The sequence below is a fragment of the Metapseudomonas phytobenefica genome (assembly GCF_043392685.1).
Taxonomy (GTDB): domain Bacteria; phylum Pseudomonadota; class Gammaproteobacteria; order Pseudomonadales; family Pseudomonadaceae; genus Metapseudomonas.
This window is the reverse complement of the sequence record NZ_JBHZGM010000001.1, coordinates 278,845-305,582: the sequence shown is the minus strand read 5'-3', so window position 1 is coordinate 305,582 and position 26,738 is coordinate 278,845. Positions and strand designations below refer to the sequence as shown.

Sequence of the window (26,738 nt, the reverse complement as noted above, 5' to 3'; positions counted from 1 at the left end):
GGCTGAAAGGCAGGTTAGCGCGGGGTCAGGTGACGGGCAATCCGCGCTGTTGCAGATGGGCCCTGAGACGGGCATGCAGGCTTTCCAGATGCGGCAGACTGAGCCGATGACGCGCGGCGGTGGCACAGGCGTGGCCGAGCAGGTAGCTGATCTCGGTGCGGCGGCCGTTGGCGACGTCCTGGTACATCGACGAGTAGTTTGTCGCGGTGGCGTGGATCACCCGCAGCACTTCCTCATGCAGCCCTTCGGCGGCATCCGGCTGGCCGCAATGCCGGAGCAGCTCGACCAGTTCCGCGCAGAGCACGGCGACCTCGGCCGGGTGATTGGCCAGGCCGCCGTTGCGGCAGTCGTGGAGCACGGTGAGCGGATTGATGGCGCAGTTCAACGCCAGCTTGCGCCACAGACGGGAGAGGATGTCCGGCGTCCAGCCATGGGGAATGCCCGCTCGCTCCAGGTCCGCGAGCCATTCCGGCGCGGTTGGCTGTTGCGGGTCGCCGAGCCAAGTGAAGCCATGGCCGGCGAAGACCACGCGGAAGTCCGCTTCGCGAAAGGCGCCTTCGGTACTGGATGCGAGTACGCAGCGGGCGTGCGGCAGGCGCAGGGAAACGGCGTCCTGGCTGCCCAGGCCGTTCTGCAGCAGGATCAGTTCGGCGCCGGGGGTCAGATAGGGCAGCAGGGGCTGGACCGCAGCTTCGGCGTCGTAGGCCTTGCAGGCCACCAGCAGCCGGCTGATGGGGCCAGCAGTGCTGGGCAGCACCGCGGGGATGGCGTACTGGTGGGCCTGGCCTTGCTCCACCAGGGTCAGGCCGCCGGACGCTTCGTAAGCCTTGAGGCGGGTGCGATCGCGCAGGATCAGCCGTACCGGCAGCGCCGCGCGCGCAAGGCGGGCGGCCCACAGGCTGCCCAGGCTGCCGGCGCCGAGGATGTGCCAGGTCATGGCTGCGGCAGGCGCAGCGCGGTGACGCGGCCACTGGCGTAGGCTTCGGGCAGCATGGCACTGGCTTTCTCCAGCAGCTCCTCGACGTCCAGGGGCAGGGCCTTGGTGTCCAGGCCCACGAGGGCGATGCCGGCCTTGAGGGTGATGAAGCCTTCGCTGGTCTTGAAGGCCTTCAGGTTCAGCCCTTCGTGCAGGCGGCGGAAGCTGCTCGGCGAGCATTCGTGGAGGTCGTCGAGCAGGGTGATCAGGCCGAAGTGGCTGTCATCCACGCGGGTCAGCACGTCCAGCGGGCGCACCAGTTGTTGCAGGCGCCGCGCGACCCCGTGCAGCAGCTCGTTGTAGAAGGTCTCTCCGTACTGCTGGCGCAATTGCGGTGCGTCCAGCAGGCCGATCAGCAGGTAGCACAAGGCGCCGCCACGGGACTCTACCTGGCGCAGGCTGTCGGCCAGCTTCTGCCGCAGGTAGCGCGGGTTGCCGAGGCCGGTCAGGGAGTCCACCAGGTTGCGCTGTTCCAGGCTGGCGATGTTCTGCGTGAGCAGGCGGTTTTCCTGCAGCAGGCGCTGCAAGGTGTTGCACAGGCGGTCGGCGGCGTAGACGCGCGGGACCAGCTGTTCGCTCATGGCCGCCTTGCTGATGAAGTCGTCCACGCCGCGGTCGAACGCCTCGCCCAGGACGTTTTCACCCTCCTTGCCGGTGAGCAGGATGATGTAGCTGTAGTGGTCGGTCATCTCATCCAGCTGGCGGACCCGCGCGGTCAGTTCCAGGCCGTCGATTTCGGGCATCAGCCAGTCGGCGAGGATGACGTTGGCGGGCTTTTCTTCCAGCAGCCTGAGGGCTTCGCTGGCGCTGCTGGCGAATCGCAGATCCTGGTAACCGGCCTGGCTCAGGGTTCGGCCGATCATGGCGCTGGAGAATTTGGCATCGTCCACCACCAGGATACTGAGATAAGGGTTGGGCATTTGGCAGGCTCACAAGGAGGGTGGAATAGCATGGTATGGCGTTATGATATCAAGCCTCATCCGGGTTGCCTTGTCGCCCTACCGTTCTGCCGGTTTCGGACTGCCGGGGACGGCCCCCGGAAGGCGGCTTGTCGCTCGGTTATAATGGGTCCGCATTTTTTACCGTCAAGCCAGGCGCGCTCATATCCGTGATGCAGATCGCGCCGTCTATCTGGAGGAATCCCATGCCCTCGTTCGACGTGGTGTCCGAACTGGACAAGCACGAAGTCACCAACGCTGTCGACAACGCCATGAAAGAGCTCGATCGCCGCTACGATCTGCGCGGCAAGGGCAGCTTCGAGTTCAAGGAACTGACCGTCACCCTGACCGCGGAGGCGGATTTCCAGCTGGAACAGATGCTGGAAATCCTCAAGCTGGCCCTGGTCAAGCGCAAGGTCGATGTCCAGTGCCTGGAGATCAAGGATTCCTACGCGTCCGGCAAGGTCGTCAAGCAGGAGGTCGTGCTCCGCGAGGGTATCGACAAGGAGCTGGCGAAAAAGATCGTCGCCCACATCAAGGACACCAAGCTGAAGGTCCAGGCCGCCATCCAGGGCGAGCAGGTGCGCATCACCGGCAAGAAGCGCGACGACCTCCAGGAGGCCATCGCCGCCCTGCGTGCCAAGGAATTCGGCATGCCCCTGCAGTTCAACAACTTCCGCGACTGAGCGGAACCTTCGCGACCGATTCGCGTCGCAAGACTGGATTCCCTTGAACCTTTGCCGCCATGGATTGTCCATGGCGGCCTGTTTTTGCATTGCTGAAATAGCGCGGGAGAACACGCATGGAGATGAACCTCGAGCAACTGGTGAAGATGCCCGAATCTTGGATGCCCATCCTGCTGGAGTACGGCGGCAAGCTGACCCTGGCCCTGATCACCCTGCTGCTGGGCTGGTGGCTGATCAACATGCTGACCGGCAAGGTCGGCGCCCTGATGCAGAACCGCAGCGTCGACCGCACCCTGCAGGGGTTCGTCGGCAGCCTGGCCAACATCGTCCTGAAGGTGCTGCTGCTGGTCAGCGTGGCGTCGATGGTCGGGATCTCGACCACCTCCTTCGTCGCGGCCATCGGTGCGGCGGGCCTGGCTATCGGCCTGGCGCTGCAGGGCAGCCTGGCCAACTTCGCCGGCGGTGTGCTGATCCTGCTGTTCCGCCCGTTCAAGGTCGGTGACTGGATCGAAGGGCAGGGCGTGGCCGGGACGGTGGATGCCATCCACATCTTCCACACCACCCTGAAGACCGGTGACAACAAGGTGGTGATCGTGCCCAACGGTAGCCTGTCCAACGGCAACATCACCAACTATTCGCGGGAAAAGACCCGTCGTGTCGATATCAACATCGGCATCGACTACAACTGCGACATCAAACGCGCCCGCCAGGTGATGCTGGAGATCGCTCGCGATCCCCGCGTGCTGAAGAACCCCGCGCCAGTGGTCTTCGTCACCGGGCTGGGCGAAAGCGCCATCGATATTTCCCTGCGTGTCTGGGTCGAAACCGCCAATTACTGGCCGGTAACCTTCGACTTCATCGAGCGTGCCAAGGAGAAGATGGACGAAGCGGGAATCAGCATCCCGTTCCCCCATCGCGTGGTGAAGCTGGTGCAGAGCGCCTGATACAGACCGACGAAAAAGGCCGGCAATCTCGCCGGCCTTTTTCATGCCTGTGGATAATCAGGGCTGCTCGGGGGAACCGGGCGCCGCCGGCGCGTCGGGGGAGCCGTTCTCCTTCGGATGCTGGCGGTCGCGGCCCCACTGGATGGCGATCAGCACCAGGGTAGGGATGCCCAGCAACGCGGTGAGCATGAAGAAGTTGTGGTAGCCGACGCTTTCCACCATCACCCCCGAGTAGCCGCCGATCAGGCGTGGCAGCAGCAGCATGATGGAGCTGAGCAGGGCGTACTGGGTGGCGGAGAACTTCAGGTTGGTCAGGCTGGAGAGATAGGCGACGAAGGCCGAGGTGGCCAGGCCTGCGCTGAAGTTGTCGCAGGAGATGGTCAGGATCAGCATGTTCAGGTGCGCGCCCATGTCGCTCAGGGCCACGAACATCAGGTTGGTGGCCGCCGAGCTGACGCCGCCGATGAAGAGGATCGGCAGGATGCCGAAGCGCACGATCAGCACACCACCGGCCGCCGCGCCAAGCAGGGTCATCACCAGGCCGAACAGCTTGCTGACGCTGGCGATCTGGTCCTTGGTGAAGCCCTGGTCGATGTAGAAGACGTTGGCCATCACGCCCATCACGGTATCGGACATCCGGTAGGTGGCGATCAGGCCCAGCAGCAGCAGCGCCTGCCAGCGATAGCGCTGGACGAACTCGCTGATCGGCGTCAGCACCGGCGCCATCAGCAGGCGGCCGGCAGCGGAGAAGCAGGCCAGGGTGATCAGCAGGAACAGCGTGCCGCGTGGCCAGGCACCGGAAGAGAAGGCCTTCACCGCGGCGGCGATGGTCACCAGGATCACGATCAGCACGATGATCGACACCGCCTGGTGGACGAAGTCGAAGTTGGGCATGACTTTGCCGCGAGCGGCCACCAGCAGTTGGCGGCGTTGCTGGCTGAGCAGATCGCGCACTGGCAGGATCTGGCGCATGCCCCAGGGCGACAGGCAGGTGATCAGGAAGATGGCGTAGAGCGCGGCGCGCGGCCAGGCGCGGTCGAGCAGGCCGGTGATCATCGCCGGCAGGGAAATCAGCATCACCAGCAGGATCAGTACCGAAGAGAGCTGGTGCTTGAGTTTGAAGCGGGAATTGCTGCCCTGGGTCGGCAGGTCCACCAACGGCTCGCGCATCCACAGGCTGGTGATCAGGCCCGGTAGCATCAGCAGCGCGAAGAGCAGGTAAGTGCCGGCCCAGGCACCGTACTCGTAAAGCCTGGCTGTGGAGCCGAACCACTCGGCGAAGTAGAGCGCACCGGCCGTGGCGAGCAGCGCGGCGACCCGGTAGCCGGTCATGTAACTGGCAGCCAGGGCGGCCTGCCGGCTGTCCTCGGCGATTTCCAGGCGGTAGGCGTCGATGGCGATGTCCTGGGTGGCCGACGCGAAGGCCACCACCACGGCCAGGGCGATCAGCCAGGTGAGATGCGTCTGCGGGTCGCACAGGGCCATGCCCACCAGCCCGAGGCCCACCAGCGCCTGGGAGAGCACCAGCCAGGAGCGTCGGCGGCCGAGGCGGCCCAGCAGCGGCAGGCGCCACTGGTCGAGCAGCGGCGACCAGATCCATTTGAAGGCGTAGGCCAGGCCGATCAGGCTGGCGAAGCCGATGGTCTCGCGGGATACCCCGGCCTCGCGAAGCCAGACGGAGAGGGTGGAGAACACCAGCATGTAAGGCAGGCCGGCGGCGAAGCCCAGCAGCAAGAGCGAAAGAGTGGCCGGCGAGGCATAGGCGGCGACGGCTGCGCGCCAGGAACGAGGGGACATCAGAGGTTGGGTCCAAATAGCGTGGTGCTGGGCATCGGGCTGCTCGCGGCGTCCGGAGTGGGGGCTGAAAACAGGGCAGGGCGCACTCTAACCCTTGGATGCCATGGGATGCCAGCCGTGCCGACGCATGTCCACCCGGTCGTTGTGGATACTGACCCCTTCGGCACGCAATCGTGCCCGCTGCTCGTCGCCGGAAGGCGTGCCCAGCGCCAGGCTGAAGCGCCCGCCCGCGCCCAGCACGCGATGCCAGGGCAGCTGGGTGCCCGTCGGCAGGTGGCTCAGCGTGCGCCCGACCCAGCGCGCGGCGCGGCCAAGGCCCGCGAGATCGGCCAGTTGGCCATAGGTCACCACCTTGCCCTCCGGCACCTGGGCCAGGGTCAGGTAGAGGGCCTCGCGACGCACGTCCGCGCTTGCTGTCGGCAGGTCCCCCCATGCATGCTCTGGCGCCTCTTCCTTCTTCTTCTTACCGACCATGCTGCTCCGTAGCCTATGTGCCCTGTTTGTGTGCCTGGCCTGCTCGCCGCTCCGGGCCGACACCGTATGGTTGAACAACGGTGACCGCCTGACCGGTGAAATCACTCTGCTCGATGGCGGCAAGCTGGCATTGAAGACCCGATACGCCGGCCAGGTGCTGATCGATTGGAAGGATATCGACACCCTGAGTTCCGAGAAACCGCTACTGATCAAGCGCGAAGGCCAGGACAGCCAGCATAGCCAGAGCCTCGCTGCGGCGGGCAAGGGTATGGTGCGGCTGCAGAACGGCGAGGGCGAGACGGTGGCGCTGGCGAGCATCCGCCAGATGGTGCCGCCCCGCCCCTTCATCGAGGATCGGGTCTGGGAGGGCAACCTCGACGCCCGGCTGGATATGGAGCGCAACGAGAACAAGAAGGACGAGTGGAAGCTCAAGGGCGATACCCGCGTCGAGCATGGCCGCTGGCGCCACGTGCTGAGCGGCCAGTTCGAGAAGGAGACCAAGGACGGCGAACGCACGGAGGACAACTGGGAGCTGGCGTACGACCTCGACCGCTTCTTCACCGAGCACTGGTTCGTGCGCGGCAGCTATGACCAGGACAACGACGAGTTCCAGTTCTTCGAACGCCAGCGTTCCTATGGCGTCGGCCCCGGTTATCGCTTCTGGGAGAGCGAACTGGGCCGCTTCGACCTGATCGCCCAACTCACCCGCTTCGAGCTGGAAAGCGATGCCGGAGACCTCCGCTTCAACGCCTATTCCTTCGAGTGGGACTTCAAGCGGCTGATCTGGGGCACCCGCTTCGAGCTCTATTCCAAGGCTCAGTTGCAGGTTCCACGGATCAACGAGATCGACTACGTACTCGACAGTGAGTTCGGCCTGCGCTATCGCCTCAACGACTGGGCGCGGCTCTCGCTGCTCTATGAGCTGGACCAGATACGGGGCCTGGGCCAGAGCAGCTCGGACCGGCATTACCTCATCGGTCTCGGCGTCGGCTGGTAGCGTCCCGCCGAGTCACGCCCATCGATTTTGCGGAACTCGGCAGACGCGGGCCGGTCAGTCCTTGCTCTGCTGTCGGTCATAAGGATAATGCCCGGCTTTTTCGAGAGCCCGAGCAAAGAAGCCGTTTTATGCTGTCCCGATCCCTGCTGTGCATGGCGCTCGCCGCCGCTTCCACCACCGCTTTCGCCGACACCGTCTGGCTGAAGAATGGCGACCGGCTCACCGGCACCATCCGCGTTTTCGACGGTGGCAAGCTGGTGCTGGAGACCGACTATGGCGGAACCATTCCGCTGGACTGGAAGAAGGTCGCCACCCTGGAAAGCGACCGCGAGCTGCTGATCAAACAGGGCGACTTCGACGGCGAGCGCGCCAAGTCGCTGCAACGCGCCGAGGATGGCAAGGTCATTCTGGCCAACGGCGATGCGCCGAAGGAAGTGGAATTGGCGAGCATCGAACAGATCATGAAGCCCAAGCCGCTGGTCGAGGACCTGACCTGGACCGGTAACGTCGACCTGTCGCTGGACTACAAGCGTGCAGACAAGGACACCGACGACTACGACGTCGATTTCAACACCAAGGCCCGTCACGGTCGTTGGCGGCACAATGCCAGTGGCGAGTACAACCGTGAATTCACCGACGAGGTGAAGACCACGGACAACTGGGAAGCTGAGTACGCACTCGATCGCTTCATCACCGACAAGTTCTTCTGGCAGGGCCGGGGCGAGTACAAGCGCGACAAGATCGAAGACCTCGAGCGCCAGCGCACCCTGGGTACCGGCCCCGGTTACCAGTTCTGGGACGACGAACTGGGCGCCTTCTCCCTGGCCGGCCTGGTCAACCGGACCGACTACGACTTCTCCAACGGCGAGAAGGAAAGCTTCTATTCCCTCAGCACCAAGTGGGACTACAACCGCTACCTGGTGGGCAAGACCGTGGAGTTCTTCACCACCGGCGAGATCGGCCGACCTCTGGACAACACCGCCGACTATTCCCTGGATGCTGAAATGGGCCTGCGCTACAAGGTCACCGACTGGGCCTCGCTCAACGTCAAGGCGGAGAAGGACCAGGTCAGCGGCGCCGAGGGCGACGTCGACGAAACCCGTTACACCGTCGGATTCGGCGTCGGCTGGTAGTAGCCCGGCCCAAGGTGTGGTGCGAATTCATTCGCGATTGAAATCGCTCCCTCTCCCGGTGCCTTTATACCCAGGCGCCATTCCCGTATAGGCGGGTCGCCGTCCCCTTGCTGATATAAACTTTAAAGTCCAAGATGGACAAAATGTTTATGTTCAGCTCCGGGAGCGCCCCCATGTCCAGCACTTCGCCCCTCGTTCTCGCGCAAGCCGAAGCCCGCCGCCTGCTCCAGCAGGTCGACGTGTATCAGGCCATGCGCCAGATGTTCCTTGACCTGGCCGCTGGCGAAGCCGTGCAGCCGGCCCAGCAACTGGTGGAATTCCCCAATGGCGCCGGCGACTTCATCAACTACCTGGGTGTGCTGGGCAAGGACGGGGTCTACGGGGTCAAGACCTCGCCCTATATCAGGAAGCCCGACGGCGCCCTGGTGACCGCCTGGACCCTGCTGATGTCCATGGACAGCGGCCAGCCCCTGTTGCTCTGCGATGCCAGCGAGCTGACCACCGCGCGCACTGCTGCCACCACGGCGGTGGCGGTGGAGGCCCTGGCGCCGGAACGGGCGAGCCGGCTTGCGCTGATCGGCAGCGGCCTGGTGGCCCGCGCCCACCTGCACTACGTGAAAGGCCTGCGTGACTGGCAGTGCATCGCCGCCTACTCGCCATCCCTGGCGGCGGATGTGGAAGTCCAGGCGCAACTGCGCGCCCAGGACCCGCGCGTGAAAATCTGCGCCAGCCTGGAGGATGCCGTGGCCGAAGCCGACGTGGTGATGCTCTGCACCTCTTCCGCCGGCCCGGTGCTGGACCCGCGCAGCCTGGGCAAGACCGCCCTGGTCACCTCCATCAGCACCAATGCCCCGCGCGCCCACGAAGTGCCGCCGCAAGCCCTGGGTGCCATGGACGTCTACTGCGACTACCGCGCCACCACCCCCGGCTCCGCGGGCGAGATGCTGCTGGCCACCGAGCACCACGGCTGGAGTCGCGAGGCCATCCGTGGCGACTTGCCGGAACTGCTGAGCGGCAAGGCCTCGCGCCCGGATTACCGCCGCCCGGTATTCTTCCGCTCCATCGGCCTGGGCCTCGAAGACATGGCCCTGGCCAACGCCCTCTATCATCTTCAGTGCCAAGGGCAGTGAGGCAGAGGCCATGAACCAGGCTGACTTCATCATCATCGGTGCCGGAATCGCCGGCGCTTCCACCGGCTTCTGGCTGTCCCGCCACGGCCGCGTGCTGGTGCTGGAACGTGAGGAATACGCCGGTTATCACTCTACCGGCCGCTCCGCCGCCCTCTACATCGTGACCTACGGCACGCCCCAGGTGCGTGCCTTGACCGCCGCCAGCCGGGCCTTCTTCGATGTGCCGCCGGCAGGTTTCAGCGAACACCCGCTGCTCACGCCGCGTGGCCAGCTGGTGGTGGACTTCACCGGCGATGCCGAAGAACTGCAGCGCCAGTTCGACAGCGCGCTGGAAAACGTGCCCGACATGCAGATGCTCACCCCGGACCAGGCCTGCGCACTGGTTCCGGTCCTGCGCCGCGACCTGGTGCAGGGCGCCATGCTCGACCCCAGCGCTGCCGATATCGATACCGACGCGCTGCACCAGGGTTACCTGCGCGGTATCCGCCGCAACGGCGGCGAGGTGCGCCTTGGTTGCGAAGTGACCGCGGCCCGCCGCGAGGGTGAGCAGTGGGTAGTGAAAACCGCCCTGGGCAGTTTCCAGGCGCCGACGCTCATCAACGCCGCTGGCGCCTGGTGCGACCAGTTCGCACGACTGGCCGGCGTCCAGCCCCTGGGCCTGCAACCCAGGCGCCGCGCTGCCTTCATCTTCTCGCCGCCCGAAGGCGTGGACGCGCACGCGTGGCCGGCACTGGTGAGCCTGGACGAGTCCTTCTACATCAAGCCGGACGCCGGCGCCCTGCTGGGGTCGCCGGCCAACGCCGACCCGGTGGAACCCCACGACGTACAGCCGGAGGAGCTGGACATCGCCCTCGGCATCTACCGGATCGAGGAACACACCACCCTGAGCATCCGCCGTCCCACGCGCGTCTGGGCCGGCCTGCGCTCGTTCTTCCCCGATGGCGACCTGGTATCCGGCTACGACCCGCGCAGCCAGGGCTTCTACTGGGTGGCGGGGCAGGGCGGCTACGGCATCCAGACGTCCGCCGCCATGGGCGAGGCCAGCGCCTGCCTGATCCTGCGCCAGCCGCTGCCGGAGCACCTGGCGCGCTTCGGCCTGAGCGAGGCGATGCTGTCCCCCGCGCGGCTGGGGTGACGACATTGGCGCTTTGCGCCACACTCGCTGCGCCGGGCCCTGCGCCCGGCACCGTTCTTCCCGCTCCCGGAGCCGCTCCATGACCGCCCGCCAAGACTTCGCCCTGGATAACTACCGGGCCATTGCCGACGCCATCGCCACGCTGTTCTTCCCCCACGCCGAGGTGGTGCTGCACGACCTGCGCACGCAGAAGATCGATTACATCGCCAACAACATCTCCAAGCGCTGCGTCGGCGACGATGCAGCCCTGGAAGACATGCTCGGCGAAGACGTGGACGAGCGGAACATCGGTCCCTACGAGAAGCTCAACTGGGACGGGCAGAAGATCCGCTCCATCAGCACCGTGCTGCGCGACGCCCGGGGCGCGCCGGTCGCCGTGCTCTGCATCAACCTGAACATCTCCATGTTCGAGGCGGCCAAGGCGGCCCTCGACCTGTTCCTCTCCTCCAGCAAGGTCATTCCCCAGCCCGATGCCCTGTTCCGCGACGACTGGCAGGAACGCATCAACACCTTCCTGCACAACTGGCTGCGCCAGCGCCAGCTCGGCCTCAACCTGCTGACCCGAGAGCACAAGCGTGAGCTGGTCCTGGCGCTGCACGCCGAAGGCGCCTTCAAGGGCAAGAGCGCGGCTAACTATGTGGCTAACGTCCTCAACATGGGCCGCGCCACGGTCTACAAGCACCTCAAGGAACTGAAGGAAGAGTCGGTCTAGGGCAATCCTGGCTCTGCGCCGTGCTGGTGGGCTGCATCCCATCCTGCCCGACTGAAGCGGGATGGGGCGATCTGACGGCAGGCAGGATGGCTTTTTGTAGGGTGGAAGTCGCTATTCACTTCCACCATTCGAAGCAGAGCCCGCCTCCGGTGGTGGACCGATGTAGCGTGGCCCACGAATTTGCGGAATCAGGCGCCGACCTTGTAGGAGCGAGCTCTGCTCGCGATTGCGCCCCCCTTCGCGAGCAGAGCTCGCTCCAACGGGAAATAACTGCTTGAACAGACTGGCAAAGGTCGCCCGGCCGCTAATCGCAACCTGAACCATTCGGGTCAATACTGCTAGCCATACAGTCCTTGCCGGAGTAGTCCATGGCCCATCCCAACGCCGAGCTCATCACCCGCTTCTACCAGGCTTTCCAGCGCCTCGACGCCGAGGCCATGGTCGCCTGCTACAGCCCCGACGTGCACTTCAGCGACCCGGTGTTCACCGACCTCAACGGGCAGGAAGCCGGGGATATGTGGCGCATGCTCGCCAGCCGCGCCCAGCAGTTCAGCCTGACCTTCGATGGCGTCGAAGCCGATGACCTCTACGGTCGTGCCAATTGGGTCGCCACCTACCTGTTCAGCCAGACCGGGCGCATGGTGGAAAACCGCATCCATGCGCGATTCCTTTTCTCCGACGGCAAGATCATCGAGCACCACGACAGCTTCGATCTCTGGCGCTGGGCCCGTCAGGCCCTGGGCGTGAAGGGGTTGCTGCTGGGCTGGGCGCCGCCTGTGCAGGAGGCCATTCGCAAACAGGCTGCGCGGGGCCTGGCGGCTTACCGCGCCGGCGCGCTGAAGAACTTGTCTTGACGAGGCGAGGCAATGCCTAATGCGGCGGCCCCCCATCAGGACCCCGCAATGCCCGAACAAACCGAATCCGCCCCCGCCGCCAAGCCTTGGTACGTGTATCTGGTGCGTGCCGAGAACGGTGCCCTCTACTGCGGCATCAGCGACGACCCGCAGCGGCGTTTTGCCCAGCACCAGAGCGGCAAGGGCGCGCGGTTCTTCCATTCCAGCCCGGCCCGCGCCCTGGTGTTTGTCGAAGCCTGCGCCGACAAGCGCGAGGCCTTGCGCCGCGAAATCGCTATCAAGCGCATGAAGAAGGCAGTCAAAGAGTCGCTGATAGAGGGTTGGGCGCGTGCCGAAGGTATAGGCTCCGAAGAAGTGGCCGGATAAGCTCCGGCCTTATCTCAATCGCAGCGGAGACCTGCCATGTCCGAACTCATCCTGCATCACTACGAGCAGTCGCCCTTCGCCCAGAAGGCGCGGCTGATGCTCGGTTACAAGCAGCTATCGTGGCGCTCGGTAGAGATCCCGCGGATCATGCCCAAGCCCGACCTGATGGCGCTGACCGGCGGCTACCGCAAGACCCCGGTGCTGCAGGTGGGGGCCGATATCTACTGCGACACCGCACTGATCGCCCGTCGCCTGGAACAGGAAAAGGCCGGCCCCGCGCTGTTCCCGGAAGGCCAGGAGTTCAACGTCGCCAGCTTCGCCCTGTGGGCGGATTCGGTGATCTTCCAGCACGCCGTGGCCCTGGTGTTCCAGCCCGAATCCATCGCCGTGCGCATGGGCCAGTTACCGCCGGCTGCGCAACAGGCCTTCCTCGCCGACCGCGCCAGGCTGTTCTCCGGTGGCAGCAGCACCCGCGTGCCGCTGGAGCAGGCCCGCAGCAACTGGCCGGTGCTGATGGGGCGGCTGCAACAGCAACTGGAGCGCAGTGAAGGCGACTTCCTCTTTGGCGCGCCCTCGGTCGCCGATTTCTCCCTGGCCCACTGCCTGTGGTTCCTCAAGGGCACGCCGGTGACCGCGCCGCTGGTGGACGACTATCCGGAGGTGGCTGCCTGGCTAGGCCGGGTACTGGGTTTCGGTGAGGGGGCGAGCAGTCCGTTGTCTGCCGCGGAGGCGATCGAAATCGCCCGGAGCGTTGCGCCTGCGACGCTGCCCAGCGAGGACTTCCGCGACCCCAATGGTTTCGTTCCGGGCCAGCAGGTGCGGGTGGCGGCCACCGACTATGGTGTCGATCCGGTGGAGGGCGAGCTGCTGTTCGCCGGCCGCGAGGAAATCATCCTGCGCCGCGAGGACGAACGCGCCGGCGTGGTGCATGTGCACTTCCCACGGCTGGGGTTCCGCATAGAGGCAGTGTGATCGCTGCTCTTGTGAGCGAATTCATTCGCGAATGAATTCGCTCACACAGAAAAGAAATAAGCCCGGCAATCGCCGGGCTTATTTCATTGGGGGGCGGAGCGTCAGTCCTTGCGGCGCTTCAGCTGATCCTTCAGCTGGGTCGGCAGCTGGCGGATTATCAGCATGTCGCGGCCTTCGTCGTACTCGATCTTCGAGCCCAGCAGGTGCGCTTCGAAGCTGATCGACAGGCCTTCGGCGCGGCCGGTGAAACGCTGGAACTGGTTGAGGGTGCGCTTGTCCGGCGGAATCTCCGGGGACAGGCCGTAGTCCTTGTTGCGGATGTGCTCATAGAAGGCGCGTGGGCGGTCTTCGTCGATCAGGCCGGACAGTTCGTCGAGGGTGATCGGCTCGCCCAGCTTGGCCTGGGTGGTGGCGTAGTCCACCAGGGTCCTGGTCTTCTCGCGGGCCTGTTCCTCGGCCAGGTCCTCGCTTTCGACGAAGTCGCTGAAGGCCTTGAGCAGGGTGCGGGTTTCGCTCGGCGGGTCGATGCCTTCCTGGCAGCCGATGAAGTCGCGGAAGTAGTCCGACACCTTCTTGCCGTTCTTGCCCTTGATGAACGAGATGTACTGCTTCGACTGCTGGTTGTTCTGCCACTCGGACAGGTTGATGCGGGCCGCCAGGTGCAGCTGGCCCAGGTCCAGGTGCTTGGCCGGCGTCACTTCCAGGGCGTCGGTCACCGCCACGCCTTCGCTGTGGTGGAGCAGGGCGATGGCCAGGTAGTCGGTCATGCCTTGCTGGTAGTGGGCGAAGAGCACGTGGCCGCCGGTGGAGAGGTTGGACTCCTCCATCAGCTTCTGCAGGTGCTCCACGGCCTGGCGGCTGAAGGCGGTGAAGTCGCGGGCGCCGTCCTGGTATTCCTTCAGCCAGCCGCTGAAGGGGTAGGCGCCGGATTCATCATGGAAGAATCCCCAGGCCTTGCCCTGTTTGGCGTTGTAGCTCTCATTGAGGTCGGCCAGGAGGTTTTCCATGGCCTGGGACTCGCCCAGTTCGCTATCCCGGGCATGCAGCACGGCGGCGCTGCCGTCGGGCTTCTTGTCGATGAAGTGAACGATGCAGTGGCGGATGGGCATGGATCTTCGCTCTCGGGGGCACAGCCGGCGCGATGACGCGCCGGGTGGAAAAAGTTCGCCAGTTTACCCGACCTGTTCCCCGGCTGCCTGCCGTCTCTGCACCGCCTGCAGCCGTTCGATCAGATGGCGCAGGTGCAGATGCAGGTCGTACAGCTCGTTGGAGTAGGACAGCGGCACCTCCACCTTGGCCAGGCGCTGCTCCAGTTTCTCCAAATGCTCGATCTCGCTGGCGAGCTCTTCCGGCGGCGTGCCCTTGTCCAGCTTGCGGTCGATCTCGCGCAGGTACTTGTACCAGCGGTAGATGCGCGCACGGATGCGCCAGCGGTAGATCGGGCCGACGGCCTTGGACAGCGGGATCATGATCACGATCAGCGGGATCAGCAGGATGATGTAGCGGTCAGCCAGGGAAGCGATGCGGAACGGCAGGTAGCGCTGCAGGATCGGCAGGCCCTTCTCGTAGTAGTAATCGGCTTCCCTCAGGCTGGAGAGCGTCTGCGGCTTGGGGCTGGGGTAGGTGCCGGGCGGGTCGAGCAGGGTGCCGTTCTTCATCACCTCGCGCGCCGCTTCGAGAATCAGCGGGGTGAGTGAGGGGTGGAATTCGTCGTTGGCCACCAGGGTGGCCACCGGCGCCAGGGTGCGAATGTCCCGCGAGGGGCTGTTGCTGGCCAGGTTGAGCAGGCCTTCGCCGACCTCCAGCTTGGTCAGGTGGGGCAGGCGCGCGCGGTAGGCGGCGCTGCGGCGCAGGCTGACCAGATCTAGCTCGGGGCTGGCCGCCAGGCGCTTTACCACGGCGCTTTCCGCCGGGCCGAGGAAAAAGCCGGCGTCCAGTTCGCTGGCCAGCAGGGCGCTGGCCGCGGGGCTGCCGCTGATGGCCTGCCACTGCGGCGGGTAGCGCTCGGGGCTGATCTGGTTGGCGGCGAGGATCGCGTCGCTGACCGAGCGGGTGCCGCTGTTCGCGGCGCCGATGGCGACCCGCAATTGCAGCAGGTCGGCCATGCGGTCGATCTCCAGCCCCTTGCGTTTGAACAGCCAGAGCGGCTCCTGGTACATCACGCCGAGGCCGTGCAGGTGTTCGCGCTCCTTCGCACTCAGGGTCAGTTCCTGGCCGCTCTGCACCAGGGCGATTTCCACTTCGCCGCGCTGCAGCTTGGCCAGGTTGTCCAGCGAGCCGCGGCTGCGCACCAGTTCCAGCTCGAACCCCTGCCTTGCCAGTTCTTCCTTGAGTTTCTGGCCGAAGGCGTTGTAACCGCCCGAGGGGCCGCCGGTGGCCAGCCGCGCGTGCATGGGCGGCGGCGGGGCGACGAAATAGAAGAGGGCGCCCACCAGCGCCGCCATTACCGGGATCAACCAGAGGTTGGCCAGGATCATGATCTTGAGGTCGCGGAAGATGCGTTGCATGTCAGTCCCTGTCTGCAGCGGATGCTGGGAAGGATAGCGGCTCTGCGGTTGCCAGGCAGCCACGGAAATGACAGGGTTGCCGGCATTTCCGTTCCACCACAGTGATCCACGATGCGCATCCTCCACACTTCCGACTGGCACCTGGGCCAGCACTTCATGGGCAAGACCCGCCAGGCCGAGCACCAGGCCTTCTGCCGCTGGCTGATCGAACAGGTACGCGAGCGCCAGGTGGACGCGGTGCTGATCGCCGGCGATGTCTTCGATACCGGCGCGCCGCCCAGCTACGCCCGCGAGCAGTACAACCAGTTCATCGTCGAACTGCGCGAGGCCGGCGCCAGCCTGGTGGTGCTCGGCGGCAACCATGATTCGGTGGCCATGCTCGGTGAAAGCCGCACTCTGCTGGCGCAGCTGGATACCCGCGTAGTGCCGTCAGTAGGGGGCGAACTCGACGAGCAGGTGCTGGTGCTCAAACACCGTTCCGGCGCGCCGGGGGCGATCCTCTGCGCGATTCCCTTCATCCGCCCGCGCGATGTGTTGCAAAGCCAGGCCGGGCAGAGCGCGGCGGACAAGCAGCTGTCCCTGCAGCAGGCGATCCAGGATCACTACCAGCGCCTGTTCGCCCTGGCCGAGCAGCGTCGCGCCGAGCTGGGCGGCGGCCTGCCCATCGTCGCCACCGGGCATCTGACCACTGTGGGCGCCAGCGCCAGCGAGTCGGTGCGGGAGATCTACGTCGGCGCCCTGGAAGCCTTTCCCACCAGCGCCTTCCCGGCGGCGGACTACATCGCTCTCGGACATATCCACAGGCCGCAGAAGGTCGGTGGCCTGGAACACATCCGCTACTGCGGCTCGCCCATTCCGCTGTCCTTCGACGAAGCGCGGCAGCAGAAGGAGGTGCTGCTGGTGGACCTGGACAGCATCGGCCTGCACAAGGTGGAAGCGCTGCCGGTACCGCGTTTCCAGGCCCTGTATTCCCTGCGTGGCGCCCTGGCGGAGCTGCCTGCGCAACTGGCCGAGGTGGCCCGCGAGGGGACGCCGGAGCGCCCGGTGTGGCTGGAAGTGCTGCTCAGTGCCGACGATTACCTCAGCGACCTGCAGGCGCGCCTGGCGTCCCTGTACGAGGGCCTGCCGGTGGAGGTGCTGCGCATCCGCCGCGAGCGTGGCAACGCCCAGCCGGGCCTGGTCCGCGAAGGGCGGGAGACCCTCGATGAGCTGAACCCGGAGGAGGTCTTCGACAAGCGCCTGGAGAGCGAGGAACTGGACGACGCCCTGCGCCGCAACCTGCTGGGGCTGCACCGTGAAGTGCTGGCCGGGCTGCGGGAGGAACAGGCATGAAGATCCTCAGCCTGCGCCTGAAGAACCTCAACTCGCTGAAGGGCGAGTGGAAGATCGATTTCACCGGCGAGCCCTTCGCCGGCAACGGCCTGTTCGCCATCACCGGCCCCACTGGAGCCGGCAAGACCACCCTGCTGGATGCCATCTGCCTCGCGCTTTACCACCGCACCCCGCGAATGGGCACGGTGTCGGCCAGCATCAACGAGCTGATGACCCGGCACACCGCCGACTGCCTGGCGGAAGTGGAGTTCGAAGTGAAGGGCGTGGCCTATCGCGCCTTCTGGAGCCAGCGCCGCGCCCGCGACAAGGCCGATGGCGGCCTGCAGCCGCCGAAGGTTGAGCTGGCGCGGGTGCTGGATGGCGAAATCCTCACCGACAAGATCAACGACAAGCTCAAGCTGACCGAAAGCCTGACCGGGCTCGACTTCGAGCGCTTCACCAAATCGATGCTGCTGGCCCAGGGCGGCTTCGCCGCCTTCCTCGAAGCCAGCGCCAACCAGCGCGCGGAACTGCTCGAAGAACTGACCGGCACCGAAATCTACGGGCGAATTTCCCAGCGGGTGTTCGAACGGACCCGTGAAGTGAAGGCCGGGCTGGATCAATTGCGCGCCCGCGCCGAAGGCGTGGAATTGCTCAGCGAAGAGGCGCGCGCGGCCTTGCAGCAGGAGTCCACAACCCTCGCGGCGGAAGAACAGAAGCTGCAGGTCCAACAGACAGTCCTGCAGCGCCAGCGACAATGGCGCGACGAGCTGGACAAGGCGCTGGCCCGCCAGCAGGCGGCCTTGCAGCAGGGTGTTGCGGCCCGCGCGGCTCTGGAGCAGGCGCAGCCGCAATTGGCGCGTCTTGCCGCCAGCGAGCCGGCCAGCAGGCTGTTGCCGCTGCACCGCGACTGGCAGCGGGCGCAGCAGCAGCTGAACCAGCATGAAAGCGAGCTGCGGGTCACCCGCCACGACCTGCAGGGGCTGGCCGAACGCATCCTCGACCAGCTCTGGCAGGGGGCGCAGCTGGGCGCGCAATGGGTGCAGACTCGGCAGCATGCCCTAGAAAGCCTCCAGGACGAGCGAGAAGCCCTGGAGAGGCGTCTGGCCGAGCAACCTCAGCGGGCCCGCCTGGGCGAGTATCTGGGGGCCTGGAAGGCGGAATTCGGCGTCCTGGCCCGGCGCGAGGCGGAGCTGGCCGAGCAGCGCACTGCGCAGTCTGGCCTGACTCGCCAGGCCAGTGAACTGACGGCTCGCCTCGAACTGGCTCGTAGCGCATTGGAAAACGCCCGCACTGAGCAGGCGCAGGCTCAGCAGGCGGAGGCCGAAGCCCAGGGCCGGCTCGACGCGCTGCTGGATGGTCAGGACGATGCTGCCCTGCGCAACCAGTGGCAGCAATTGCTGGAACGTGGCCGCCAGCTGGAGCACCTGGAACAGCTTTCCCAGCAGCGCCGGCAACTGGCTGAGCGGCAGTCGCGGGCGCGCGAGCAATTGCTGCCCTTGCAGGATGAGCAGAAGGCCTTGAGCGAACAGCGCGATGGCCTGCGTCGTCGCTTCGCCGAGCTCAAGCAGCAGATTGCCGACAAGGAAAAGCTCCTCGAACAGGAACAGCGCATCCAGCAGCTGGAGGCCTATCGCGCGGCCCTGCAACCCGGCGAAGCCTGTCCACTGTGCGGCTCCCACGAACACCCGGCCATCGCCGAATACCAGGCGCTCAACCTGTCGGCCACCCAGCAGGGCCTGCAGGACTGCAAGGCCGCCCAGGACGAGGTGCGCCAGCAGGGCGAAACCCTGAGCAGCCGCCTGGCCGCTCTGGATGCCCAGGTGGCCCAGCTCAACGAGACGCTGCAAGGCGGCGAGGCAGAGCAGCGCGAAGTTGTCGAGCGCTGGCGCGAACTGTGCCAGGCGCTGCAACTGCAACTACCCGACCTGGCCGCCTTGCAGGCCGAGCTGCTGGGCCATGCCGAACGGCTGCAGGCGCTGCAGGACCGTCTGTCCCGACTGGACGCGCTCAAGTCCGCGCTGGCTGCGGCCCGTGATCTGCGCCAGCAGCGCGGCAAGGCGTTGCATGACTGCACCAGCCAGCTTGCATTGCTGGAAAAGGAACAACAGGGCCTGCACCAGCAGGAGCAAGCCACCCGCCAGCGCCTGGAACAGCTGGACGCCCAGCAGCGCGAGGCTCGAGAACAGCTGGCCGCTGGCCTGGCGCCCCTGGGCTACAGCCTGCCGGAGGCCGGAGATGCCTGGCTGGCCGAGCGCGAGGCCGAATGGCAGCAGTGGCAGATGGACCAGGCGGTGAGCCAGCGACTGGACGGCCAGCTGCGTGACCAGCAGCACGCACTGGAAACCGCTCGCGAACAGGCGCGCCTGTGGCAGGGGCGCTGGCAGGCGTCCGGCCACACCGGGCAGACGCCCCTGGCGCCGGTTGACGATCCCCAGGCGGCGCTTGCCGCTGTGGAGGGCGAGCTGGAGGCGGCGCAGCAGCGGCTCAACCAGCTCAAGGGCAGCGAGCGCAGCCAGGATCAGCGGGTCCAGGAATCCCGGCACCAGCTGCACTTGCAACTGGATGCCTGGCGCCAGGGCCTGGCGAGCAGCCCCTTTGCCGACGAGGCGGCCTTCCTGGCCGCATTGCTGGACGATACCGAGCGCGACGCCTTGCTGGCATTGCATCAGCGCCTGAATCGCGAGCTGGGGGATGCCGAGGCCCTGTTGGCCGATGCGCGTGCCCAGGCAGAGCGCTTGCAGGCTGCGCCGCAGAGCGAGCTGGACTGCGAACGGCTGGAGGCTGAATGGCAGGCCCTGGCCGAACGGATGCGCGGGTTGAGCCAGCGCCAGGGGGAAATCCGTGCCCAGCTCAGTGGCGACGAGCAGCGCCGGCAGAGCCAGCAGGCCCTGTTCGCCGAGATCGGGCGACAGGAAGCCGAGTACGACCTCTGGCAGCGTTTCAACGGCCTGGTGGGCTCTGCCGACGGCGCCAAGTACCGCAAGTTCGCCCAGGGCCTGACCCTGGACCACCTGGTGCACCTGGCCAACCTGCAATTGCAGCGCCTGCATGGCCGCTACCAGCTGGCGCGGCGCCAGGGTGGCGAACTGGAACTGGAAGTGGTGGACACCTGGCAGGCCGACGTCGTCCGCGACTGCAAGACACTGTCCGGCGGCGAGAGCTTCCTGGTCAGCCTGGCACTGGCCCTGGCGCTATCCGATCTGGTCAGCCACAAGACCAGCATCGATTCGCTGTTCCTCGACGAAGGCTTCGGCACCCTGGATGGAGAGACCCTGGAGGTCGCCCTCGACGCCCTGGATGCCCTGAACGCCAGCGGCAAGATGATCGGCGTGATCAGCCATGTGGAAGCGATGAAGGAGCGTATCCCGGTGCAGCTCAAGGTGCACAAGGGCGTCGGCATGGGCTACAGCCGGTTGGATGCCTGCTTCGCGGTGGGCGCGTAGGTCAGTCGGTCAATGTAGGAGCGAATTTATTCGCGAATGAATTCGCCCCCACAGGAAGAGCCGCGACATGTGCCCGCGTTGTAGGAGTCGTTATGCCCAGCGCTCCTTGCGCCAGGCCTCGCGCTGCGCGGCATCGAGGAAGGTCCAGGCGACGAAGCGGCTCTGCTTCTGGCCCTGGGCCATTTCCACCACGCGGATGTCCACGGCGTCGCTGCGCTGCAGGCGGGCCTGCATGCCGGGCAGGTTGGCGCCCTTGGACACCAGGCTGCTGAACCACAGCACCTGGTCCTTGAACTGCACGCTCTCGTCGACCATTCGTTGAAGGAAACCGGCTTCGCCGCCCTCGCACCAGAGTTCAGCGCCCTGGCCGCCGAAGTTCAGCACCGGCAGCTTGCGCTTGGGGTCGAGCTTGCCGAGGTTCTTCCATTTGCGCTGGCTGCCGCGGGTGGCCTCTTCCAGCGAGCTATGGAAGGGCGGGTTGCAGAGGCTGATATCGAAGCGCTCGCCCGGTGCGATCAGGCCCTTGAAGATGTTTTTCGGTTGGAGCTGCTGGCGCAACGCGATGGCACTGTCCAACTGGTTGGACTGGACGATGGCGCGGGCCGAACCCAGGGCCGTGCCGTCAATATCGGCGCCGGTGAAGTGCCAGCCGTACTCGGCGTGGCCGATCAGCGGGTAGATGCAGTTGGCGCCAACGCCGATATCCAGCGCCTGGATGCCCTTGCCACGGGGAATCTGCCCGCCGTTGCCCTCGGCCATTAGGTCGGCCAGGCCGTGCAGGTAGTCGGCGCGTCCGGGAATGGGCGGGCAGAGGTAGCCGGCAGGGATGTCCCAGTGGCGGATACTGTAAAACTGCCGCAGCAGGGCCCGGTTGAAAACCTTGACCGCCTCCGGGTCGGCGAAGTCGATGCTCTCCTTGCCGTAGGGGTTGGTGATGACGAAGCGTGCCAGCTCCGGGCTGCGCTGGATCAGGCGGGGAAAGTCGTAGCGGCCCTGGTGGCGGTTGCGCGGGTGCAACTGGCCCTTGGCGGCGGGCGGCTTGGCGGGAGCGGGACGGGGGCTCTTGGGTGGTTGCGGCATGCTGGTGGCGTCGGCAGGAAAACGCGGCATTTTCCCACAGCCGAGGCCTCCAGTGGGCACTGCGGTGTGCCTGTAGGTTGGTCCGAGCCCGGCGAGGCCCAACGAGCGGGTCCCGGCTCCGAGGTGTTGGGCTTCGTACCTCAGCCCAACCTGCGGTTGCCTTGCGGATGGTCAGAGCGGGAACACCAGCGGCACCAGCAGCACGCTGACGATCATCACCAGGATGGTGAAGGGCACACCGACCTTCACGAAGTCCCCGAAGCGGTACTGGCCGGGGCCCAGCACCAGGGTGTTCACGGGGGAGGAGATGGGCGTCATGAAAGCCGCCGAGGCCGCCAGGGCGACGATCATCGCGAAGGGGTAGGGCGACATCCCCAGTTGCTGGGCGGTAGCGACGGCAACCGGGGCCATGAGCACGGCAGTGGCGGTATTGGAAATGAACAGGCCGATCAGTGCCGTGACGGTGAACAGACAGGCGAGCATGGCGTAGGGGCCTGCGTTGCCCAGCACCGCCACCAGCCCCTTCACCGCCAGGTCGATGCCGCCGGTCTGTTGCAGGGCCTGGGCGAAGGGCAGCATGCCGACGATGAGGATCAGGGTCGGCCAGTGGATGGCGCGATAGGCGCTGTCCAGGTCGATGCAGCGGAAGGCGCCCATCAGCAGGCAGCCGATCAGCGCGGCCATCACGTTGGGCACCAGGCCGCTGACCATCAGGAAGATCATCACCGCCAGGCTGAGCAGCGCGTAGGGCGCCTTGCGCGCGGTGGGCGCTACCTCGTCCACCTCGGCGGGCAGGCTCAGCACGAGGAAGTCGCGGCTCTGGCCCTGCAACTGGTGGATGGCCTTCCATTCGCCGGCTACCAGCAGCATGTCGGAGGCCTTCAGCTTTTCGTCCACCAGCACGCCGTCCAGCGCCTGTCCGTGGCGACGCAGACCCACCACATTGAGCTTGTGGCGGGAGCGGAAGCCCAGTTCCTGGATGGTCTTGCCCGGCAGCTTCGATTCCGGCGGCAGCGCCACTTCGGCCAGCCCCAGTTGGTGGGCGTGCAGGCTGTAGTAGGAGGAGGAGAGCGGCAGGGGTTCCAGGCCCAGCTCCTGATAGGCGCCGATCAGGCCAATGGCGGGGCTGGCGAGATCTACCAGGAGCACGTCACCGGGCTCCAGCAGGGTATTGCCGGTGGCCATCAGCAGCAGGGTACGGAAACGGCGCTGGCGCTCGACGGCGATCACGTTGATACCGTACTGCTTGCGCAGCTCCAGTTCGTTGAGGGACTGGCGCACCAGGGGCGAGTCGGCGCGCACCCTGAGGCGCCGCTCGCGTTCGTTGAGCGCGTAGGCCGAGGCCAGGTCGGACAGGGTCAGGCGCGGCGCGGCAGCGGCCTCGTCCGCGCCCCGGGGCGTGAGCCAGTGCCGGGTCAACAGCATGTAGACGATGCCCAGCGCCAGAACCGCAAGCCCCACCGGGGTCAGGCTGAAGAAGCCGAAACCGTCCAGGCCGGCGCGGCGTAGTTCGCTGTGCACCACCAGGTTGGGGGCGGTGGCGACCAGGGTGAGCATGCCGCTGATCAGGCCGGCGAAGGCCAGCGGCATCATCAGCCGCGCAGGGGGGATCTTCAGCCGCGCGGCGACGCCCAGGGCGACGGGAATGAAAATGGCCACCACGCCCGTGGAGCTCATCACCGAGCCGAGGCCGGCGGCGGCCAGCATCAGCAGCACCAGCAGGCGCGTTTCGCTGCTGCCGGCGCGCGCCACCAGCCAGTCGCCGAGGCGGTAGGCGATGCCGGTTCGGACCAGGCCGTCACCGATGACGAAAAGAGCCGCGATCAGCACCACGCTGGGGTCGCTGAATCCGGCCAGGGTATGGCTAATATCGAGGACGCCGGTCAGCGGCAGGGCGACGATGACCAGCAGGGCAACCACGTCCATGCGTGGCTTGTTGAGAACGAACAGGGTGATGGCGGCGAGCAGCAGGGCCAGCACCAGGATCAATTCGTGGTTCAAGCAGTACTCCCGGAGGTTCCTTGGCGGGGAGCGGCAGTCTGTCAGGGGTAGTTCAGAACGGCCTTGATCTGTTGCAGGTTAGCGGCGATCCAGCGCTTGTCGATGGCGCCCCAGTCACGGATCTCGTAGTGCCCGGCGTTGTTGCGCTCGCCGGCCTCCTGCTGGAACTGGCAGTCGATGTCCAGTTCGCCCAGGGCCAGCAGCGTGTCCTGCGCGGTACGGCGAGGCATGCCGGTGGCTTCCATGATGGCCGGGACGCTGGTGGCGGTGCCGCTGTCGATCAGCCAGGCGACGTAGAGGCGGCGGTAGAAGCTGGTCTTGGTCTTGCTGGTTTCCATGGATGTCCTTCAGCAGATGGAACGAGGCCCGCAATTGCGGGCCTCGTCGGGGGTTACAGGCTGGCGATGCGCGCGCGCTGTTCGGTCAGGTTGGCCAGGGCCTGTTCGGCCTCGGCCAGCTTGGCGCGTTCCTTCTCGATCACCTCGGCGGGCGCCTTGGCGACGAAGCCTTCGTTGCCCAGCTTGCCGCCGACACGTTTCACTTCGCCTTCCAGGCGCTGGATTTCCTTGTCCAGGCGGGCGAGTTCGGCGTCCTTGTCGATCAGGCCGGCCATCGGTACCAGGACCTGCATCTCGCCCACCAGGGCGGTGGCGGACATCGGCGCTTCTTCGCCCGCGGCCAGCACGCGGATGCTCTCCAGCTTGGCCAGCTTCTTCAGCAGCGGCTCGTTGTCGGCCAGGCGGCGACGGTCTTCGTCATTGGCGTTGGCCAGCAGCAGGTCGATGCGCTTGGCCATGGAGATGTTCATCTCGCCACGGATCTGCCGCACGCCGAGCATCAGCGCCTTGACCCATTCGATGTCGCCTTCGGCAGCGGCGTCAATGCGGCTCTCGTTGGCCACCGGCCAGGCTTGCAGCATCAGGGTGTCGCCGCTCTTGCCGGCCTGGCCCTTGATGCGCTGCCAGATTTCTTCGGTGATGAAGGGCATGAAGGGGTGAGCCAGGCGCAGGGCCGTTTCCAGCACGCGGACCAGGGTGCGGCGGGTGCCGCGCTGGCGCTCGATGGAGGCGTTCTCGTCCCACAGCACCGGCTTGACCAGCTCCAGGTACCAGGCGCAGTACTGGTCCCAGATGAACTCGTAGAGGGTCTGGGCGGCCAGGTCGAAGCGGAAACCGTCAAGGTGGCGGGTTACTTCGGCCTCGGTGCGTTGCAGGGCGGAGATGATCCAGCGGTCCACGGAGGACAGCTCGACCGGCTCGTCGTTGACGCCGGTGTCCCGGCCATCGGTGTTCTCGATGACGAAGTTGGCGGCGTTCCACAGCTTGTTGCAGAAGTTGCGGTAGCCTTCGACGCGGCCCATGTCGAACTTCACGTCGCGGCCGGTGGAGGCCAGCGACAGGAAGGTGAAGCGCAGGGCGTCGGTGCCGTAGCTGTTGATACCTTCGGGGAATTCCGCCCGGGTCTGCTTGGCGATCTTCTCGGCGAGCTTCGGCTGCATCATGCCGCTGGTGCGTTTTTCCAGCAGGGTGTCCAGGTCGATACCGTCGACGATGTCCAGCGGGTCGAGCACGTTGCCCTTGGACTTGGACATCTTGTGGCCCTGGGAGTCGCGCACCAGGCCATGGACGTAGACGGTCTTGAACGGAACCTGGGCGCTGCCGTCCTCGTTCTTCACCAGGTGCATGGTCAGCATGATCATGCGCGCAACCCAGAAGAAGATGATGTCAAAGCCGGTGACCAGCACGTCGGTGGGGTGGAAGGTTTTGAGGAACTCGGTCTGTTCCGGCCAGCCCAGGGTGGAGAAGGTCCACAGGCCCGAGCTGAACCAGGTGTCGAGCACGTCTTCGTCCTGGGTCAGGGGGCGCTCGCCCAGGTTGTGCTTGGCGCGGACTTCGGCTTCGTTGCGGCCGACGTAGACATTGCCTTCTTCGTCGTACCAGGCCGGGATGCGGTGGCCCCACCACAGCTGGCGGCTGATGCACCAGTCCTGGATGTCGCGCATCCAGGAGAAGTACATGTTTTCGTACTGCTTGGGCACGAACTGGATGCGGCCGTCTTCCACGGCGGCGATGGCCGGTTCGGCCAGCGGCTTGGTGGAGACGTACCACTGGTCGGTCAGCCAGGGCTCGATGACAGTGCCGGAGCGGTCGCCCTTGGGCACTTTCAGCGCGTGGTCTTCGATCTTCTCCAGCAGGCCGAGCTGCTCGAAGGCGGCGACGATCTGCTTGCGCGCCTCGAAACGGTCGAGGCCGGCGAATTGCGCGGGCAGGCTGCCGTCCAGCTCGTGATTGACGCTGCCGTCGAGGTTGAACACCTGGGCCTGGGCCAGCACGGCGGCGTTCTTGTCGAAGATGTTGATCAGCGGCAGGTTGTGGCGCTTGCCGACTTCATAGTCGTTGAAGTCGTGGGCCGGGGTGATCTTCACGCAGCCGGTGCCGAACTCGGGGTCGCAGTACTCGTCCGCGACGATCGGGATGCGGCGGCCCACCAGGGGCAGCTCGACGAAGGTGCCGATCAGGTTCTTGTAGCGCTCGTCTTCCGGGTGCACGGCAACGGCGCTGTCGCCGAGCATGGTTTCCGGACGGGTGGTGGCGACGATCAGGTAGTCCTTGCCGTCGGCGGTCTTGTGGCCGTCGGCCAGCGGGTAGCGCAGGTTCCACAGGCTGCCCTTCTCGTCGTGGTTCTCCACTTCGAGGTCGGAGATGGCGGTGTGGAACTTGGTGTCCCAGTTGACCAGGCGCTTGCCGCGGTAGATCAGGCCGTCTTCGTGCAGGCGCACGAAGGCTTCCTTCACCGCGTCGGACAGGCCCTCATCCATGGTGAAGCGCTCGCGCGTCCAGTCCACGGAGGAGCCCAGGCGGCGGATCTGGCGGGTGATGGTGCCGCCGGACTGTTCCTTCCACTCCCAGACCTTCTCGAGGAATTTCTCGCGGCCGAGGTCATGGCGGCTGATGCCCTGGGCGGCCAGCTGGCGCTCCACCACCATCTGGGTGGCGATACCGGCGTGGTCGGTGCCCGGCTGCCACAGGGTGTTGCGACCCTGCATGCGGCGGAAGCGGATCAGGGCATCCATGATGGCGTTGTTGAAGCCATGACCCATGTGCAGGCTGCCGGTCACGTTCGGCGGCGGGATCATGATGGTGTAGGGCTCGCCGGAACCTTGCGGGGCGAAGTAGTTGTTCTTCTCCCAGGTCTGGTACCAGGAAGTTTCGATGGCGTGGGGCTGGTAGGTCTTGTCCATGGTTCGGCGGGGACCCTAGAGGCAACTGAACGGGAAAA

The 26,738-nt window shown here is 65.9% G+C and carries 22 protein-coding genes; 12 read left to right on the top strand and 10 right to left on the bottom strand.

Annotated features, from left to right (window positions below; translation table 11 throughout):
* Nucleotides 1–25: 25 nt before the first annotated feature.
* Together ACFW0B_RS01400 and ACFW0B_RS01395 are read right to left on the bottom strand one after the other, a co-directional pair.
* Nucleotides 26–937 (bottom strand): putative 2-dehydropantoate 2-reductase, encoded by a 912-nt coding sequence (locus tag ACFW0B_RS01400; RefSeq protein ID WP_449146168.1) that lies wholly within the window; start codon nucleotides 935–937, stop codon nucleotides 26–28.
* Nucleotides 934–1,896, bottom strand: a complete 963-nt coding sequence (locus ACFW0B_RS01395) for a GGDEF domain-containing response regulator (protein WP_449146167.1) — start codon at nucleotides 1,894–1,896, stop codon at nucleotides 934–936. The genes ACFW0B_RS01400 and ACFW0B_RS01395 overlap by 4 nt, the downstream gene beginning before the upstream one ends.
* Nucleotides 1,897–2,120: 224 nt before the next feature.
* Between ACFW0B_RS01395 and ACFW0B_RS01390 the strand changes: the two genes are divergently transcribed.
* Nucleotides 2,121–2,600: a YajQ family cyclic di-GMP-binding protein gene (locus ACFW0B_RS01390; protein ID WP_449146166.1), complete on the top strand. Its 480-nt coding sequence runs from the start codon at nucleotides 2,121–2,123 to the stop codon at nucleotides 2,598–2,600.
* Between the two features lie 116 nt (nucleotides 2,601–2,716).
* On the top strand, nucleotides 2,717–3,544 hold the full coding sequence (locus ACFW0B_RS01385; protein WP_449146165.1) for a mechanosensitive ion channel family protein: 828 nt from the start codon (nucleotides 2,717–2,719) through the stop codon (nucleotides 3,542–3,544).
* 57 nt (nucleotides 3,545–3,601) lie between these two features.
* Here the strand turns inward: ACFW0B_RS01385 and ACFW0B_RS01380 are convergent, their stop codons facing one another.
* Both ACFW0B_RS01380 and ACFW0B_RS01375 read right to left on the bottom strand, forming a co-directional pair.
* Nucleotides 3,602–5,341 (bottom strand): AmpG family muropeptide MFS transporter, encoded by a 1,740-nt coding sequence (locus tag ACFW0B_RS01380; RefSeq protein ID WP_449146164.1) that lies wholly within the window; start codon nucleotides 5,339–5,341, stop codon nucleotides 3,602–3,604.
* Nucleotides 5,342–5,428: 87 nt separating this feature from the next.
* Nucleotides 5,429–5,815 (bottom strand): MGMT family protein, encoded by a 387-nt coding sequence (locus ACFW0B_RS01375; protein ID WP_449146163.1) that lies wholly within the window; start codon nucleotides 5,813–5,815, stop codon nucleotides 5,429–5,431.
* Here ACFW0B_RS01375 and ACFW0B_RS01370 point away from each other — a divergent pair.
* The 8 genes from ACFW0B_RS01370 to ACFW0B_RS01335 all read left to right on the top strand — a co-directional run bounded on the left by ACFW0B_RS01370 (nucleotide 5,814) and on the right by ACFW0B_RS01335 (nucleotide 13,114).
* Nucleotides 5,814–6,812 (top strand): DUF481 domain-containing protein, encoded by a 999-nt coding sequence (locus ACFW0B_RS01370; RefSeq protein ID WP_449146162.1) that lies wholly within the window; start codon nucleotides 5,814–5,816, stop codon nucleotides 6,810–6,812. The genes ACFW0B_RS01375 and ACFW0B_RS01370 overlap by 2 nt on opposite strands.
* Nucleotides 6,813–6,940: 128 nt before the next feature.
* Complete coding sequence (locus ACFW0B_RS01365; RefSeq protein ID WP_449146161.1) at nucleotides 6,941–7,945, top strand: DUF481 domain-containing protein; 1,005 nt, start codon at nucleotides 6,941–6,943, stop codon at nucleotides 7,943–7,945.
* Nucleotides 7,946–8,118: 173 nt separating this feature from the next.
* The gene (locus ACFW0B_RS01360; protein ID WP_449146160.1) at nucleotides 8,119–9,075 is read left to right on the top strand and encodes an ornithine cyclodeaminase family protein; all 957 of its coding nucleotides are present in this window, start codon (nucleotides 8,119–8,121) and stop codon (nucleotides 9,073–9,075) included.
* A gap of 10 nt (nucleotides 9,076–9,085) precedes the next feature.
* A complete protein-coding gene (locus tag ACFW0B_RS01355; RefSeq protein ID WP_449146159.1) occupies nucleotides 9,086–10,210 on the top strand; it encodes an NAD(P)/FAD-dependent oxidoreductase in 1,125 nt (374 codons plus the stop codon).
* Nucleotides 10,211–10,289: 79 nt separating this feature from the next.
* On the top strand, nucleotides 10,290–10,922 hold the full coding sequence (locus ACFW0B_RS01350) for a helix-turn-helix transcriptional regulator (protein WP_449146158.1): 633 nt from the start codon (nucleotides 10,290–10,292) through the stop codon (nucleotides 10,920–10,922).
* Nucleotides 10,923–11,290: 368 nt separating this feature from the next.
* On the top strand, nucleotides 11,291–11,776 hold the full coding sequence (locus ACFW0B_RS01345; protein ID WP_449146157.1) for a nuclear transport factor 2 family protein: 486 nt from the start codon (nucleotides 11,291–11,293) through the stop codon (nucleotides 11,774–11,776).
* 48 nt (nucleotides 11,777–11,824) lie between these two features.
* Entirely contained in the window at nucleotides 11,825–12,142 is a 318-nt protein-coding gene (locus ACFW0B_RS01340; RefSeq protein WP_449146156.1) for a GIY-YIG nuclease family protein, read from the top strand.
* A gap of 36 nt (nucleotides 12,143–12,178) precedes the next feature.
* Nucleotides 12,179–13,114 carry a glutathione S-transferase family protein gene (locus ACFW0B_RS01335; RefSeq protein WP_449146155.1) on the top strand — a complete coding sequence of 312 codons (936 nt, stop codon included), beginning with the start codon at nucleotides 12,179–12,181 and terminating at the stop codon, nucleotides 13,112–13,114.
* Between the two features lie 101 nt (nucleotides 13,115–13,215).
* Here the strand turns inward: ACFW0B_RS01335 and yejK are convergent, their stop codons facing one another.
* Nucleotides 13,216–14,223: a nucleoid-associated protein YejK gene (yejK, locus tag ACFW0B_RS01330; RefSeq protein WP_449146154.1), complete on the bottom strand. Its 1,008-nt coding sequence runs from the start codon at nucleotides 14,221–14,223 to the stop codon at nucleotides 13,216–13,218.
* Between the two features lie 63 nt (nucleotides 14,224–14,286).
* The gene (locus tag ACFW0B_RS01325) at nucleotides 14,287–15,621 is read right to left on the bottom strand and encodes a TAXI family TRAP transporter solute-binding subunit (RefSeq protein ID WP_449146153.1); all 1,335 of its coding nucleotides are present in this window, start codon (nucleotides 15,619–15,621) and stop codon (nucleotides 14,287–14,289) included.
* Nucleotides 15,622–15,732: 111 nt separating this feature from the next.
* Between ACFW0B_RS01325 and sbcD the strand changes: the two genes are divergently transcribed.
* Both sbcD and ACFW0B_RS01315 read left to right on the top strand, forming a co-directional pair.
* Entirely contained in the window at nucleotides 15,733–16,953 is a 1,221-nt protein-coding gene (gene sbcD / locus ACFW0B_RS01320; RefSeq protein ID WP_449146152.1) for an exonuclease subunit SbcD, read from the top strand.
* Nucleotides 16,950–20,378: an AAA family ATPase gene (locus ACFW0B_RS01315; RefSeq protein WP_449146151.1), complete on the top strand. Its 3,429-nt coding sequence runs from the start codon at nucleotides 16,950–16,952 to the stop codon at nucleotides 20,376–20,378. The genes sbcD and ACFW0B_RS01315 overlap by 4 nt, the downstream gene beginning before the upstream one ends.
* Nucleotides 20,379–20,468: 90 nt before the next feature.
* Here the strand turns inward: ACFW0B_RS01315 and rlmF are convergent, their stop codons facing one another.
* From rlmF to ACFW0B_RS01295, 4 genes are all read right to left on the bottom strand, one after another.
* Nucleotides 20,469–21,458 (bottom strand): 23S rRNA (adenine(1618)-N(6))-methyltransferase RlmF, encoded by a 990-nt coding sequence (rlmF, locus tag ACFW0B_RS01310; RefSeq protein ID WP_449146296.1) that lies wholly within the window; start codon nucleotides 21,456–21,458, stop codon nucleotides 20,469–20,471.
* Between the two features lie 171 nt (nucleotides 21,459–21,629).
* On the bottom strand, nucleotides 21,630–23,459 hold the full coding sequence (locus ACFW0B_RS01305) for an SLC13 family permease (protein WP_449146150.1): 1,830 nt from the start codon (nucleotides 23,457–23,459) through the stop codon (nucleotides 21,630–21,632).
* 41 nt (nucleotides 23,460–23,500) lie between these two features.
* Nucleotides 23,501–23,797, bottom strand: a complete 297-nt coding sequence (locus tag ACFW0B_RS01300; RefSeq protein WP_449146149.1) for a winged helix-turn-helix domain-containing protein — start codon at nucleotides 23,795–23,797, stop codon at nucleotides 23,501–23,503.
* Between the two features lie 53 nt (nucleotides 23,798–23,850).
* Nucleotides 23,851–26,700: a valine--tRNA ligase gene (locus tag ACFW0B_RS01295; RefSeq protein WP_449146148.1), complete on the bottom strand. Its 2,850-nt coding sequence runs from the start codon at nucleotides 26,698–26,700 to the stop codon at nucleotides 23,851–23,853.
* Between the last annotated feature and the right edge of the window lie 38 nt (nucleotides 26,701–26,738).